This window comes from Streptosporangium sp. H13245, assembly GCF_055690525.1.
Genome location: NZ_JBSZKT010000006.1, coordinates 166185 through 181091, shown reverse-complemented (window position 1 = coordinate 181091; position 14907 = coordinate 166185). Strand labels below are relative to the sequence as shown.

Below are 14907 nucleotides of genomic sequence, written 5' to 3'. Positions count from 1 at the left end.
GAGGATGAAAGACGTCGAGGGGGACCCCTTAAGTGTCCAACTGGATCATCATGATTGCTTCCGTGGCCGCCGCCGTCGTGGCGGTGGAGGTGGTACGGCGGGTGTTGCGTTCGCGGCTGATCGGTGAGAAGTGGGTTCTCGCCGGTCCGCTCGTGCGCCGCTGCACCTGGCCGGGGTTCGCGACGGCCGCCGTGGTGACGGCCTACACCGCCTACGAGCCTCAGATGGCGACGAGCGTGGTCGGTCGGCTGGTCTATCAGGGGCTCGGCCTGGCGATGATCGGGTGCGTCACCTGGCTGGTCATCCAGGCCGCCTTCGCGGTCACCGACGTGGTGCTGGAACGGCTGATCACCGTCGAGGGCGAGGGCAACCGCAGGGCCCGGCGCATCCGCACCCAGATCACCCTGGTCCGCCGGGTCGCCTCGGCGGTGATCATCGTGCTGGCGCTGGGCGCGATGCTCTTCACCTTCCCGCAGGTCCAGGCGCTCGGAGCCGGGCTTCTGGCCTCGGCCGGTATCGCCGGTGTCGTCGTCGGTATCGCCGCCCAGTCGACCCTGGGCAACATGCTCGCCGGGCTCCAGCTGGCCTTCAGCGACGCGCTCCGGCTGGACGACGTCGTGGTGGTGAAGGGCGAGTGGGGCCGGATCGAGGAGCTCAGCCTCACCTACGTGGTGCTGCGGCTGTGGGACGAGCGGCGGCTGGTCCTGCCGGTCTCCTACTTCACGGCCAACCCGTTCGAGAACTGGACCCGGCACAGCAGCCGGGTGATCGGCCACGTGATATTCAGGGTCGACTGGTCGGTGCCGGTGGAGGAGCTGCGCACCGAGCTCTACCGGGCCCTGCGCGAGCACCCGCTCTGGGACCAGAAGGACTGGACCCTCCAGGTCACCGACACCCTGCCCAACGGGCTGCTGGAGCTGCGCGCCCTGATGAGCGCCGCCGACTCCGCCAGCGCCTGGGATCTCAAGTGCGACATCCGCGAGCACATGGTCGCCTTCGTCCGGGAGCGGTACCCCGAGGCGCTGCCCCGCTTCCGGGTCGAGACCCCGCCCCCGTCCGCGACCGTTCCCGGGACGCTCACCGGGCTGATGGGCGCGGGCCTGATGTCGCGGGGCCTGGGCGGTGACCTCCGCGACCGGGACGGCTCCGCCGACCGGGACGGCGACCAGCCGGACCCGGTCTGAGACGACGGGCCGCGCGTCCGATCCGTTCCGTGAAACGCGTCCGTTCCGTTCCGTTCCGTGAAGCGCGTCCGGTTTACGAGGCGCGTCGATCCGGGGGCACGTTGGTTCGCGAGGCACGGATCCGTGGCCCGGGGCGGCGCCCGCTCCGGCCCGCCGTGCCGGGCGTCGCGGTCGCCGACCGTCCGCGACGCCCGCCGGGCCGCGCCCAGGAGCCTCAGAGGTTGCAGTCGCAGCAGCACCCGTCGCATTTGCCGCAGCACTTGCAGGCGTCACAGCACCCGTCGCAGCCGCTGCAGCCGTCGCACCCTCTCAGGTAGCAGCGCTCGTCCCAGCCGCCGTGCCGGTGGGAGCTCCACCGGGGCCGCCAGAGCCCGCAGGTCAGCAGGGTCCCCACTCCGGCGGCCGACTTGCGGACGAACCCCGGCCGCTCGTAGGAGTGGCCGGACTCCCCGGCACGGGACGGTGTCTCGCGGCCGTGCGTCCCGGTCTCATGGTTGTGCGTTCCAGTCTTATGGTCGCGCGTTCCGGTCTCGTGATCGTGCGTTCCAGCCTTGCGGTCGCGCGTTCCGGTCTCGTGATCGTGTGTTCCGGTCTTATGGCTGTGCGTCTCAGTGTCGCGGTCGTGCGTTCCGGGGGAGTCCCCGTGCGGGCGGGCGCACGTTTCGCGGGAAGGGTCGTGGTCCGGACCGGAGGCGTGGCGGAACGTCCGGTCCACCGCCCGCCGCACCTCCGTCCCCAGCAGCACGTCCACCAGGTGCCGGTCGGCCAGTTCCACGTCCAGCAGCGCCAGCTCCAGGCCGTGCGCGGCGTCGTCACACAGCCGCCGCGCCTCCCGTACGGAGGTGCCGGTGGCGGTCAGCGGGTTGAAGGCCCCCCGGGCGGCGTCCTCGTCCTGATCCTCCACGGCGTCCAGCAGGTGGGCGATCCGGCCGAAGAACCGGCCCGCCTCGGCCAGCGCCGCCGCGTTGCCGGGGGTGCCCGCGAGCGTCGCGGTGTACGCGAACGCGGTGGCGACGGCCTCCTCGGTGGGACCGGTCAGCTCCAGCAGCGTCGCTCCCGGGCGGCTCTCCAGCTCGATCTGGCGTTCGGCCGTCGAGGCCAGCGAGGCGGTGTCGAACCCGATCCCGGCCCCCATCCTGGCCCCCGCCGCCTCCCAGCGGGCCGCCAGCATCCCGCGCGCCGTACCGGTACCCGGCGCGGAGTCGCCGTCGGCCACGTGGTCGCGCAGCTTGCCCGCCGCGAGAACCAGCGACACCGTGGCGGCCAGCCGTACGCCCCCGGCTCGCGCGTCCACCACGTCCGCCGACCGGAACCCGCGCAGCGCGCAGGGGCCCGCGGTCCGGTGCGGGGAGGCCGCCGGGCCCTGCGCCTCGGCCAGCACCGAGATGATCAGGCCGTCGTAGTTGGTGGCCAGCCGGGCCGTGTGCCCCTGTCCGTCCCTGAGGGTCAGGCACAGCCCGCACAGGTGCGCCATCCAGGCCCGGTGCAGCTCCGGGCAGGAGTGCTCGCCACAGGGGCGAATGATGCCGAACATGTGATCTCTCGTACTTGGGGGGTGTGTCCGGGAGGCCCGAGAGGTCCGTCCGGGAAGGGGAGGTCGTGCGACGTACCGGGAGAATCTATCCCTTAAAGGTCAGGAAGTCGCGCGGTGACCTCGAACGACCCCTACGAGGAACGCGATCACCTGAAGCCGTCGGCGTGCGTCTCGATGACCCGGTACCTCGAACGACCCCTGCGAGGGTCGCGGTCAGTCGGACATGACCTCGTAGAGGTTTCCCGTCTCGTCCGCGAAGAACAGGCCGCGCGGGCGGAACGGGTGGTCGATCCGCCCGTTGTCGCGCTGGGCCGGGTGGTTGCCGTACGGCACCTCCCGCTCCCCGAGCCGGGCGAGGATCGCGTCGAAGGTGGCCGGGTCGACGTCGAAGGCCAGGTGGTGCCCCTCGGGGGTCTCCACGGTCATGAAGTCGAGGGTGAGGGACTCGTTCACCCTGACCGGGGCGAAGTGGCCGTGCGCCCCGGCGGGGGGCAGGCACTCCAGGCCCATGATTCCGGCGAGGAAGTCGGCCGCCCGCCGCCTGTCGAGCGCGGGCACGATGGTGTGGTTCAGCGTGATGGTCATGACGGGTCTTCCTTCGGCAGAGGGTGTGCCAGGGCGCCGTACACGAACACGTCGACGAGGTCGGCGACGCTCAGCTCGGGGTCGCCCGGTGGCCGCCGGGCGTTGGAGCGCACCAGGTTCAGGAAGAGTGTCGCCAGACGCTCCGGGGGGAGCCGCAGGGAGTCGCGATCCGGCTCGAACAGCTCGGCCAGCACCTCGCGGGTCTCCCTGAGCCTGGTGTCGCGAAACGACTCGGACTTCTTTTCCCGGGGGGTCGCGGAGGGCTCCGGGGCTGGGCGCTCGCGAACACGGCCGAAGGCGTGCAAGGCGCCGACAACGGTGCCGATCCGGGCCGTGAAGGCATGCATGGCGTCGGCCGCCTCGGTCAGCCGGGCGGCCAGTGGCTGGTCGAGCGGGATCGCGGAGAGTTGTTCCAGCACGTGGTCCGGGCGGAGCGCCTCGGCCATGCAGGCGTCGAGCAGCTCGTCCTTGTCGGCGAACACCCGGAAGATCGTCGCCTCGCCGATCCCGGCGGCTCTGGCGACCTGGCCGGTGGTCACGGCGGCACCGTACTCGGCGATCAGGGGGAGGGCGACAGCCACGATCATCTCTCGGCGCCGCTCCGGACTCATTCCCGGCGCACGTCGCCGGGCGGGTTGGGTTTCCATGCCTCCCATTTTGCGGAGTGAGTACTCACTCCGTCAACGCGTTTTAAGGATGCGCGGGCATGGTGAGGGATTCAGGGTCCCGGTCCCGCCGCGACGGCGGGACCGGGAGGGAACCGGCGAGCCGGTCCGGGTCAGCGCTCGACGATCTCGTTCTTGCCGATGACGACGATGCCGCCGCTGGTCACCGCGAAGCGGCTGCGGTCGTACTCCAGGTCGAAGCCGATCCTGGCGCCGTCCGGGATGATCACGTTCTTGTCGACGATGGCCTTGCGGACGATGGCGCCCCGGCCCACCTTCACGTTGCCCATCAGGACCGAGTCCTCGACCTGGGAGTGGGAGTGCAGCACCACGCCGGGGGAGAGGATGGAGCGCTCCGCCAGCCCGCCGGAGACGATCGCGCCCGCGGACACCAGGGAGTCGATCGCCCTGCCCACCCGGTCGCCGTCGTTGTGCACGAACTTGGCGGGGGGAAGCGGGTCGTGGCCGGTGTAGATGGGCCACCGGCTGTTGTAGAGGTTGAAGACCGGGTGCGCCGAGATGAGGTCCATGTGGGCCTCGTAGTAGGCGTCGAGCGTCCCGACGTCCCTCCAGTAGCCCCGGTCGCGCTCGGTGGAGCCGGGCACGATGTTGTCGGCGAAGTCGTAGACCTCCGCGCTGCCCGACTTCACCATCATCGGGATGATGTTTCCGCCCAGGTCGTGCTTGCTGGTCGGGTCGAGCGCGTCCTCCCTGAGAGCGTCGATCATCGACTGGGTCTTGAAGACGTAGTTGCCCATCGACGCGTAGACCTGGTCGGGCGCGTCGGGCAGGCCCACCGCGTCCTTCGGCTTCTCGCGGAAGGCGGTGATCTTGCGCCCGGCCGGGTCCGTCTCGATGACCCCGAACTGGTCGGCGAGCGACAGCGGCTGCCGGATCGCGGCCACGGTCACCTCGGCCCCGCTCTCGATGTGCTGCTCCACCATCTGCCGGGGATCCATGCGGTAGATGTGGTCGGCGCCGAACACGATGACGTGGTCGGGCATCTCGTCGTAGATCAGGTTCAGGTTCTGGAACAGCGCGTCGGCGGAGCCGGAGAACCAGTGCGGCCCGAGACGCTGCTGGGCCGGGACCGGCGTGACGTAGTTGCCGAGCATCGCCGACAGGCGCCATGTCCGGGAGATGTGCCGGTCGAGACTGTGGTTCTTGTACTGCGTCAGCACGACGATCTGGAGGTAGTGACCGTTGGCGAGATTGGACAGTACGAAGTCGACGAGCCGGTATATCCCCCCGAAAGGCACCGCGGGCTTCGCTCGATCAGCTGTCAGAGGCATGAGCCTCTTACCTTCTCCACCGGCGAGCACGATCGCGAGGACTCTCATAGGTGGACCCTAACCTGATGAACAGGGATGAAACACTAGGCTGATCGCATGCGAGTGGATCTGCTGACCCGTGAATATCCCCCCGACGTCTACGGAGGGGCGGGAGTTCACGTCGAATACCTCGCCCGGGAGTTGCGCAGGCTCGCCGACACCCGGGTCCGCTGCTTCGGAGCGTCACGGCCGGAGGAGGGCGTCGCGGCCTACCGGGTGCCCGGCGGCCTGGAGACGGCCAACGCCGCGCTGCAGGTCCTCGGCGTCGACCTGGAGATGGCGGCCGGATGCGAGGGCGCCGACCTGGTCCACAGCCACACCTGGTACGCCAATTTCGCCGGTCACGTCGCCAAAATGCTGTACGGGACGCCCCACGTGGTGACCACGCACAGCCTGGAGCCGCTGCGGCCCTGGAAGGCCGAGCAGCTGGGCGGCGGTTACACACTGTCATCGTGGGCCGAGCGCGGCGCGCTGGCCACCGCGGACGCGATCATCTCTGTCTCCGAGGGAATGCGCCGCGACGTGCTGGCGAGTTATCCGGAGATCCCGCCGGAGAGGGTCACGGTGATCCACAACGGGATCGACACCGGCGAGTACGCCCCCGACCGGGGCACCGACGTCCTGGAACGGCACGGCATCGACCCGAGCAGGCCGTACGTCGTCTTCGTGGGCCGCATCACCCGGCAGAAGGGCCTCGTCCACCTGCTCCACGCGGCGCGCGACTTCCACCCCGACGCCCAGCTGGTGCTCTGCGCGGGCGCGCCCGACACGCCCGAGATCGCCGCCGAGGTGACCGCGCTCGTCCGCGGGCTCGACCGCGAGGGCGTCGTCTGGATCTCGGAGATGCTTCCCCGCCCCGAGGTGATCCAGATCCTCACCCACGCGACCGTGTTCGTCTGCCCCTCCGTCTACGAGCCGATGGGCATCGTCAACCTGGAGGCGATGGCCTGCGAGACCGCCGTCGTGGCCACCGCCACCGGCGGCATCCCCGAGGTCGTGGCCGACGGCTCGACCGGCCTGCTGGTCCCGATCGACCAGGCCGCCGACGGCACCCCGCACGACCCCGGCCTCTTCGCCGCCGACCTCGCCGAGCGGGTCAACCGGCTGCTGGCCGACCCCGCCCTCGCCACCCGCATGGGTGAGGCCGGACGGATCCGCGCGGTGGAGCACTTCTCCTGGGAGCGCATCGCCGAGCGGACGATGGAGCTCTACCGGCGGGTCGCCCGCGGGGAGGCGCCGGCCTCCTGATCCGTAGGGGGAGTTCCTAGGCGGTGATGAAGTGCAGGATCACGTTGTGCACGTGGTGCGCCTTGTTGTCGCCCCGGAACTCCACCTCGTACGTGTGGGTGCCCACGTGGATGGCGATGGCCCCCGACGAGAAGAACGAGCCCGCGAGCGACTTGTTGCTCACCACGCTCACCGCGGAGACCTTGTTGTAGGGGATGCTCGTGATGGCGACCTTCTTGCCGACGAACGACTTGTCCTGGACGATCACGCGCCTGTCGGTGAGCCCCAGGAAGCCGGTGCCCGTGCCGATGGCGTCGTAGACGGCGATGATCTGCTCGCCGGGCATGAGGCCGCTCTCGATCTGCTGGTACTGCTCCTTGCGGTCGTACACAACCTGAGCCATGACGCTCGCAATCTCTCGGGGGATCTGTGTCTCTGTGAAACGAACGTCCCGGGGACCGGGTTCCTGGGCGGGTAAGGTCGGCCCGTGAACTTTCAGATGAGGATCACCGATCGTCACGGTGGTGTCAGCGCCGATCCGTACGGCAGCCGCAACCTCGGGGGCATGTGCGGCGACGACCCGGACGCGGTCGCGGCGAACAGGGCCGGGACGGCCGCCGAGTTCGGCCTGGAGCGGGTCGTGTTCATGCGGCAGGTCCACAGCGCCGACGTCCGCTACGTCAGGGAGCCGTTCGGCGACGACCCGCCGCCGCTGGACGGGGTCTGCACCGACGTGCCCGGCCTCGGCCTGGCCGCGCTCTGCGCCGACTGCGCGCCCGTCCTGCTGGCCGAGCCGGAGGCCGGGCTGGTCGGTGCCGCGCACTCGGGCCGGGTCGGCACCATGTCCGGCGTGGTCACGGCCCTGGTCGAGGAGATGGCCGGGCGCGGCGCCGACCCGGCGAGGATGACCGCCCTGATCGGCCCGATGGCCTGCGGCACCTGCTACGAGGTCCCGGCCGGGATGCGCGACGAGGTCGCGGTGATGCTTCCCGAGGCGTGGTCGATCACCCGCCAGGACACCCCGGCCCTCGACCTGCGGGCCGCGATCACCTCGCAGCTGGGCAAGGCGGGCGTCGGGGAGGTCATCCACGACACCCGCTGCACCATCGAGAGCGCCGAGCTGTTCTCCCACCGCAGGGAGGGCACGACCGGCAGGTTCGCGGGCTACGTCTGGCTGGAGCCCTGACCGGCTCTCACCGAGGTTCGCTCGTGCGTACGGGACCGGCGTGCGGGGAGGGCCGGTCCGGGGCATGGACGGGGCCCGCCGAGCCCGCCCCGGTCACGACGCTTTCCGGGGCGGCGTTCTCTGGGTACGGCGTTCTGCGGTCGCCGGTTCCGGTTATGACGTGAGGCGTTCCAGCACGACCACCGGGATCTCCCGGTTGGTCTTCCGCGTGTACTCGTCGTAGGCGGGCCAGGCCGCGGTCATGATCGACCACATCTCCGGCTTCTCCTCGGGCGTGGCGGTGCGGGCCCTGGCCCTGAACCGGTCGCCCAGCACCTGGACCTCGACCTCCGGATTCTCCTGGAGGTTGAGGTACCACATCGGCGGCTCGTCGGAGCCGCCCTTGGAGGCCACGACGAGAAGGTCGTCACCGTGGCGCTGGTAGATGAGCGGGCTGGTCCGCGGCTCGCCGGACCTGCGGCCGGTGGTGGTGAGGAGCAGGGCGGTGGTGCCCTGCCACTCGTGCCCCTCGGCCCCGTCGGTCGCCCGGTATCTGTCGACGTGCTCTTTTCCGTACAGCATGATCTATCTCCTCTGACAGCTACGCAGGTCACTACCCGTCGGAGGAGGACAGATCACATCGAGGGGGTCAATCCGCGGACAGGACGCTCCCGTAGGCGCGGGCGGCCAGGTCCGCGATCAGGTCGTGCGCGCCGAGAACGTCGGCGCACTCGGCCCCGATCTCCCCGGCCGCCGCGCTCGCGAGCCCGGGGGGCGCCTCCGGGCCCAGGACACAGGGGGACAGGGCGATGCGCTGGGCGCCGATGTCGCGCAGCCGCCCGGCCGCGTCGGCCACGGCGGGCGCGCTGTCGAGGGAGGCGACCAGGACGGGCAGGGTCAGCCGTGAGGCCAGCAGCACCGCCGTCGGCTGGGCCTCCGCCGCCGCGCCCTCGCCGCCGACGGTGGCGAGGATGACCGCGTCGACCGGGCTGGAGACGTTGAGCAACCGCATCCGGTCGGCCCGTGCCAGGCTTCTCTCCGACAGCCGGATGTGCAGGGCCTCGGCGAGCAGCGGATGCGGCCCCAGGGGGTCGGTGACCGTCACCGAGACCTTGCTGGAGGCGACCGCCGCGGAGATCAGCCGGTCGGCGACCGGGTGCGGGCCGGTCAGCAGCGGCACCACGATGGCGGCCGTGGCGTCCTCGGGACGCTCCCTGGCCGCCGCCTCCAGCTCGGAGGTCAGCTCCTTGCCGTCCTCGCCGAGCGCGGCCAGGCGGACCTGGATCTGTGGATTGTCCCCCCGGATGAGGGCCGCGAGCTCCGCGGCGGTGCCGGAGGCGTCGCCGAGCGCGGCCAGCACCAGCGCTGGCGCCTCGGGCGGGAGCTGGGAGGGCACCGGCCTGCGGTGCCTTCCGGAGGGCCGCACCGGGCGCCCTCGTACGGGGAGGATGGGACTCTCGCTCACATGCGCGGACTCTAGGGCCATTTGACACTTCCCGTGACCGGAAACGGCAGCATTTCCGTCACAACATTCAGAAAAAGTGAGGGGCGGGGGCGGGGATCCCCGCCCCCGAGGCGGGTTCGTGGCCGGTGCGCGGCCGGTGCGGGGGCCGGGTCACGACGGTTCACGGCCGGTGTGCGACGGGGAATCCTGTCAGGTCAGACGTCACGGTGGCCCTCCCACTCGTCCTCCAGCGCCGAGTGCACGATGGAGTCGCGCCAGACCCCGCGGGCTCGTACGTGGTGCCTGATCCTGCCCTCCTCGACCATCCCGGCGACCAGCATCGCCAGCTGGGCGGCGGTGTTGGCGGGGGAGCGGGCACCCCAGATGCGGTGCAGGCGCAGATCGCGGAAGCCGAACGTCAGGATCAGCCGGATCAGGTCGGTACCGATGCCCCGCCCCCAGTGGTCGGGGCGGAGCCCGAGGCCGATCTCCGCGCTGTGCGGGTGGTCGGCCTCGATGTGCAGCCGGGCGACGCCGAAGGCCTCGCCGTTGTCGAGGTCGGTCACCGCCAGTACGTAGAGACGCCGGGGCTCGACCCCCGAGCACTTGATCGCCTCGATGATCGTTTCTTCGACCTCCTCGCGGGTGCGGGGGTCGAACGGCAGGTGCTCGGTGGCCGTCGGGTCACCGTATACGGCATGCAGGGCGTCCACGTCATCGATGGTGATTTCCCTGAGCCGGAGTCTCTTGCCCGAGATCTCAACGTGGCGCATGCGCAGACGCTAACGTCTCGGAGGTTCCACGGCTAGAGATCTTTCCGGTAAGCGGACATACCATCATTTTAGTGATCTTATACGCGCGACTCCGTGTGTGCCCAGGCCCAGGGTTTCCTGTGCCCGCGCTCAGACGAACACGGCCCCGCGTGTGCGCGGGCACAGGCCCGTCCCGGTCCCGCGCACGCCCCGGTTCCGCGTACGGTCCGGTGTTTGGGTACGTCCGGTCCGGTGCGCGCGGGGGGCCGGGTTCACTTCGTCGGGACGACGACGTCGGAGTTGCCCGGAGCGTAGACGGTGATGCCGCTGGGCAGGGCGTTCAGCTTGTCGATCTCGACGCAGGCACGGCACTTGCGGTAGCTCTCCTGCAGCTGCCTGTTCGACTCGGCCTCGCCCTTGGCCAGCGCGACCGCCGCCTTCGCGTCCGCCTCGGCCTGCCTGATCTTCGACTCGGCCTCGACGTCGGCCTGCGACGCCCTCGCCGCGGCCTCGGCGATCCCCGCCTGGGCGACCTGGGTCTTGTTCACCGCGGCCTGGATCTCGGCCGGAAGCGTCACCCGGACCAGCGTGAACCGCAGGCCGGTGAAGAAACGGCCGCCGAGCAGCTGCTCCAGGTCGCGCTCCAGGATCTGGTTGATGCCGTTCTGGGCGCGGGTGATGGAGGCGTTGCTGTCGATCACGGCGGGGACGGCGGGGGCGGCCTTCTTGTTGGAGGTCGTCTGCACCAGCGAGCAGGAGGAGAGCAGCTCGGCGCACTCGGCGGCACCGATCTGGCTGCGCAGGGCGTTGTAGATCACCGGCCGCACGGACTGGATGAAGAACCCGTTCCATCCCTCGTCCCCGTCCCACGCGTAACGGGACTCGCCGTCCTGGCCCAGGTAGGTGCGGGTGCCGTACCTGTCGTCGAAGCGTTTGAGCGCCTCCTGGTCGAGATTGAGCGTGAAGTAGAGCGTGCCCTCGATGCCGAGGTTCACCCCGTCGGAGCTCGGCACGGTCACCTCGTCCACGCCGCTGGCGCTGGCCCGCTTGGCGTCGGTGGTGATGGTGTAGATCCGCTGCTGGGAGGGATAGGAGTGCACCGACGACCACAGGCCGACCCAGGTGAGTCCCGAGTCTGGCGGGATGACCTGCCGGATCCCGGAGTCGTCCAGCGGGCCGCCGTCCCTGACGACGGCCACCTGGCCCGGCTCGGTGCGCTCGAAACCGCCTCCGACGCTGATCACGACGATCACCGAGATGATCGCGAAGACCACGGCGGCGACGCTTTTTCCGATGGACATGTCAATTCTCCTTGGGGGGTGGGCACCGGAGGGCGGTGGCCGGGGATGGCCGTCCTCGGCCACCGGCCCACCCGGCTTCCCTTCGTGGCGGGCTCTGGCGGTTCCTGACGTGTTCCAAGGGACTTTGACGAGCCGGTGGGCCGGTGAGTTCGGTGATGGTGTCCGAAAACCCGGGCGGTTCCGGATGCGAGGGAGGGCCGGTGACCGCGGAAGAAGCTCAGGCGTCCCGGGAAGCGGTCCCCGTACGCGTTCCCGGGGCGCCCTCGCGGGCGTCTCCGGAGTCTCCGGAGCCTTCGGTGGGGGCGGGCAGGTCGTCGTGCGTACCGGGGGCCATGGCCAGGCCCACCGTGGTGACGGCCAGCGCGGCGACCACGTAGAGCGAGATGGCGAGGGTGCCGCCGAACCGGTCGTACAGCGACAGCGCGATGATCGGGGCGAGGGCGCCCCCGAAGATCCCGGCGACCTGGTAGCCCATGGAGGCGCCGCTGTAGCGCAGGCGGGTGCTGAACAGCTCGGCGATGAAGGCCGCCTGGGGCCCGTACATCGCGGCGTGGCAGGCCAGGGCCACGACCGAGGCCAGCGCGATGAGCGGGAAGGACCCGGTGTCGAGCAGGGGGAAGAAGGCGAACACCCAGACCGCGGCCCCGACCACGCCCGCCAGGTAGACCGGGCGGCGGCCGACCCTGTCCGACAGCGCGCCGAACAGCGGGATCAGGAAGAGCTGGAAGGCGGAGCCGATCAGCACCGCGTTCAGCGCGACACCGCGTTCGAGCCCGAGGGGACCGGTGACGTAGGCCAGGACGTAGGTCACGAAGATGTAGAAGGCGACGTCCACGCCGATGCGCGCGAGGCCCGCGGAGACCAGCGCGCGCGGGTGCGTGCGCAGCACCTCCACCAGCGGCATCCGCGCCTTCGCGCCCGCCCGCTCGACCTGGGCGAACAGCGGCGACTCCACGATCCGCAGGCGGATCCACAGGCCCACGACCACCAGCGCGCCCGACAGCAGGAACGGCACCCGCCATCCCCACGACAGGAACGCCTCCTCGGGAAGCGCCGCGGACATGACCCCGAGCACGCCCGCCGCCAGCAGGTTTCCCGCGGGTACGCCGACCTGCGGCCAGCTCGCGTTGAACCCGCGCCTGCGGGGGTCGCCGTGCTCGATGGACATCAGCACGGCCCCGCCCCACTCGCCGCCCAGGCCGAGCCCCTGCACGAAGCGCAGGGTGACGAGCAGCAGCGGGGCGGCCACGCCGATGGTCGCGTAGCCGGGCAGCAGGCCGATCAGGAAGGTGGCGACGCCCATCAGCAGCAGGGTCACCACCAGCACGTTCTTGCGGCCGACCCGGTCGCCGAAGTGCCCGAACACGATGCCGCCGAGCGGTCGCGCGACGAACCCGATCGCGTAGGTGAGGAACGCCAGCAGCGTGCCGGTGAGCGGTTCGAAGGTGGGGAAGAAGAGCTTGTTGAAGACCAGTGCCGCGGCCGAACCGTAGAGGAAGAAGTCGTACCACTCCAGGGATGTGCCGACCAGCCCGGCCACGATGACCCGCCTGGTCTGGGAGCTCGCCATCGCATGCGCTCCTTAGCTTCTTGTTGGGGGATGTTCCCTGAGCTAGCTTCTTGTTGTGGTCCCCATCAACATAAGAATCGTTCAACAATTCGACAATAGGTTTGTTTGATGATTTCTTGGGGGCGTGGAAAACGTCACCGCAGCGCTACAGCGCGACCGCGGTCGTCTCGGGCGCAGCAGCGCGGCGGAGGTGGTCGCCGACATCCTCCGTGACCGGATCGCCGAGGGGCTCTTCGTCCCAGGTCAGCGCCTGTCGGAGGAGAGCATCGGCGCGGCGCTCGAGGTCTCGCGCAACACCCTGCGCGAGGCGTTCCGGCTGCTCGGTCACGAGCGCCTGCTGGAGCACCGGCTCAACCGGGGGGTGTTCGTCCGGGTGCTGTCGGCCGAGGACGTGGCCGACCTCTACCGGGTGCGCAGGGTGATCGAGGGGGCCGCCGTGCGCAACAGCGCGCACGCCACCCCTGACGCCCTGGCCGCGATCAAGGAGGCCGTCATCGAGGCGTCCCGCGCCGCCGACGAGGGACGCTGGCGGGACGTCGGGACGGCCAACATCCGCTTCCACCAGAGCCTCGCCGCCCTGAACGGCAGCCCCCGCCTGGACGAGGCGATGCGCCAGCTGCTGGCCGAGCTCCGCCTGGTCTTCCACGTCATGAGCAACCCCCGCGCCTTCCACGAGCCGTTCGTGGCCCGCAACCTGGAGCTGGTCGAGCTGATGGAGGCCGGACGCGCGGCCGAGGCCGGACAGGCCCTGGAGAGCTACCTGGACGACGCCGAGAAACTGCTGATGCAGGCATATATCCCCGAGCCGTAAACCCGGCTTAATGGGGCAGAATAAGCGGATGTCTCCTCCGAATCCGCATGTGATCGTGCTTACCGGTCCCGGTCTGGTCGCGGACCTTCGCCTGCTCACCGAGGTGGCCGATCGCGAGTTCGCGGCCCTCGGCGTCGGCGGTACGGTGTCGGCGACCTCCGACCTGGCGGACTTTCGGGCGGCGCTGGGGTCGCCGGACGTCCTGGTCGTCCTGCCGGGCCCGGATCCGGAGGTCCGCCGCCTGTTCGCCGAACGCCCCGACGCGGTCTGGCTCGACCTGACCAAGGCCGACACCCCCCTCCCCGCCCTTTCCGCGCTCGCGGGTGGCGCGGCGTCCGTCGGTGGTGTGGCGTCCGTGGTGAGCGCGGGGTCCGCGGGTGGTTCGGCGTTCTCGGCGGGTGGTACGAGGGGTGTGGCGGGCACCCACATGCACGGGCGGGGGATCTGGGGGCTGACCTGGGCGATCAGGCACGCCGTCCACCGCCTGCGCCGCCCCGCGCACAGGATCGCCTACGGCGACCACCCCGACCAGTGGGCGGAGATGCGGCCCCCGTACGGCGTCGCCGGGCAGGCTCCCGCCCCGGCGCCGTACGAGGGCAACGGGCGGGCGCGTGCGGCCGGGGACACCGGGGAGCAGGTTCCGGCCGTGGTGCTGCTGCACGGTGGTTTCTGGCGCTCGATCTGGGGCGCGGACCTGATGGACGCGCTCGCCATCGACCTCGCCGAGCGCGGGTTCGCCGCCTGGAACCTCGAATACCGCCGTCCCGACCTGCACGGCTGGGACGCGACCACCGAGGACGTCGCCAGGGGCGTCGCCCTCGCGGCGGAGAGCGCGCGCGGCCCGCTCGTGGTGATCGGCCACTCGGCGGGCGGGCAGCTCGCCCTGCGCGCCGCCGCCGACGACCACCGGATCACCCTGGCCGTCTCCCTGGCGGGGGTGCTCGACCTGGCCGAGGGGGATCGCCGGGACATGAGCTCCGGCGCGGTCGCCGTCGCGCTCGGCGGGTCCGCGACCGAGGTGCCCGGGGCCTACCGGCGTTCGGGGCCGCTGGAACGGCTCCCCCTGGGGGTGCCCCAGCTCATCGTGCAGGGTGGTGGGGACGACCTGGACCTGGTCGACTTCGGCCGCCGCTACGCACGAGCCGCCCAGGAGTCAGGCGATCAGGTGACATATCTCGAAATGTCGGGCGATCACTTCGACGTCATCGACCCCGCGTCACCGATCTGGCGGGCCACCGCCGGGGCGGTCGCCGAGCACCGCAAGCCCTCCTGACCCGCCCCCGCCGACGGCACCCCGCCGGGTCGTGAAGGACTCGCCGGGCTCGCCGGGTGAAAAAC

At 70.8% G+C, this 14907-nt stretch carries 15 protein-coding genes; 5 read left to right on the top strand and 10 right to left on the bottom strand.

Annotated features, from left to right (window positions below):
* The first annotated feature begins 32 nt into the window (after positions 1–32).
* Complete coding sequence (locus tag ACW9TB_RS13810; RefSeq protein ID WP_472748390.1) at positions 33–1184, top strand: mechanosensitive ion channel family protein; 1152 nt, start codon at positions 33–35, stop codon at positions 1182–1184.
* Between the two features lie 214 nt (positions 1185–1398).
* Here the strand turns inward: ACW9TB_RS13810 and ACW9TB_RS13805 are convergent, their stop codons facing one another.
* The 4 genes from ACW9TB_RS13805 to glgC form a co-directional block, all read right to left on the bottom strand.
* On the bottom strand, positions 1399–2718 hold the full coding sequence (locus ACW9TB_RS13805) for a DUF5685 family protein (protein ID WP_472748389.1): 1320 nt from the start codon (positions 2716–2718) through the stop codon (positions 1399–1401).
* A 213-nt stretch (positions 2719–2931) separates the two neighbouring features.
* Positions 2932–3303 (bottom strand): VOC family protein, encoded by a 372-nt coding sequence (locus tag ACW9TB_RS13800; protein WP_472748388.1) that lies wholly within the window; start codon positions 3301–3303, stop codon positions 2932–2934.
* On the bottom strand, positions 3300–3890 hold the full coding sequence (locus ACW9TB_RS13795; protein ID WP_472748387.1) for a TetR/AcrR family transcriptional regulator: 591 nt from the start codon (positions 3888–3890) through the stop codon (positions 3300–3302). Before ACW9TB_RS13795 ends, ACW9TB_RS13800 begins: the two co-directional genes overlap by 4 nt.
* 191 nt (positions 3891–4081) lie before the next feature.
* A complete protein-coding gene (gene glgC / locus ACW9TB_RS13790; RefSeq protein ID WP_472748386.1) occupies positions 4082–5308 on the bottom strand; it encodes a glucose-1-phosphate adenylyltransferase in 1227 nt (408 codons plus the stop codon).
* Positions 5309–5356: 48 nt separating this feature from the next.
* Here glgC and glgA point away from each other — a divergent pair, with 48 nt between their 5' ends.
* Entirely contained in the window at positions 5357–6547 is a 1191-nt protein-coding gene (gene glgA / locus ACW9TB_RS13785; RefSeq protein WP_472748385.1) for a glycogen synthase, read from the top strand.
* Positions 6548–6563: 16 nt separating this feature from the next.
* On the opposite strand, the gene ACW9TB_RS13780 is transcribed toward glgA, so the two are convergent.
* Positions 6564–6929, bottom strand: coding sequence for a PH domain-containing protein (locus ACW9TB_RS13780; protein ID WP_472748384.1), 366 nt, complete (start codon positions 6927–6929; stop codon positions 6564–6566).
* 96 nt (positions 6930–7025) lie between these two features.
* Between ACW9TB_RS13780 and pgeF the strand changes: the two genes are divergently transcribed.
* Entirely contained in the window at positions 7026–7712 is a 687-nt protein-coding gene (gene pgeF / locus ACW9TB_RS13775; protein ID WP_472748509.1) for a peptidoglycan editing factor PgeF, read from the top strand.
* A gap of 153 nt (positions 7713–7865) precedes the next feature.
* Here the strand turns inward: pgeF and ACW9TB_RS13770 are convergent, their stop codons facing one another.
* From ACW9TB_RS13770 to ACW9TB_RS13750, 5 genes are all read right to left on the bottom strand, one after another.
* Positions 7866–8273 (bottom strand): nitroreductase family deazaflavin-dependent oxidoreductase, encoded by a 408-nt coding sequence (locus ACW9TB_RS13770; RefSeq protein WP_472748383.1) that lies wholly within the window; start codon positions 8271–8273, stop codon positions 7866–7868.
* Between the two features lie 67 nt (positions 8274–8340).
* Entirely contained in the window at positions 8341–9156 is an 816-nt protein-coding gene (locus ACW9TB_RS13765; protein ID WP_472748382.1) for a sirohydrochlorin chelatase, read from the bottom strand.
* Between the two features lie 194 nt (positions 9157–9350).
* Complete coding sequence (locus tag ACW9TB_RS13760) at positions 9351–9908, bottom strand: GNAT family N-acetyltransferase (RefSeq protein WP_472748381.1); 558 nt, start codon at positions 9906–9908, stop codon at positions 9351–9353.
* Positions 9909–10159: 251 nt separating this feature from the next.
* Positions 10160–11188 carry an SPFH domain-containing protein gene (locus ACW9TB_RS13755; protein WP_472748380.1) on the bottom strand — a complete coding sequence of 343 codons (1029 nt, stop codon included), beginning with the start codon at positions 11186–11188 and terminating at the stop codon, positions 10160–10162.
* 217 nt (positions 11189–11405) lie between these two features.
* Positions 11406–12758 (bottom strand): MFS transporter, encoded by a 1353-nt coding sequence (locus ACW9TB_RS13750; protein ID WP_472748379.1) that lies wholly within the window; start codon positions 12756–12758, stop codon positions 11406–11408.
* A gap of 124 nt (positions 12759–12882) precedes the next feature.
* Here ACW9TB_RS13750 and ACW9TB_RS13745 point away from each other — a divergent pair, with 124 nt between their 5' ends.
* Entirely contained in the window at positions 12883–13569 is a 687-nt protein-coding gene (locus tag ACW9TB_RS13745; RefSeq protein ID WP_472748378.1) for a GntR family transcriptional regulator, read from the top strand.
* Positions 13570–13597: 28 nt separating this feature from the next.
* On the top strand, positions 13598–14842 hold the full coding sequence (locus tag ACW9TB_RS13740) for an alpha/beta hydrolase (RefSeq protein ID WP_472748377.1): 1245 nt from the start codon (positions 13598–13600) through the stop codon (positions 14840–14842).
* The last annotated feature ends 65 nt before the right edge of the window (positions 14843–14907 follow it).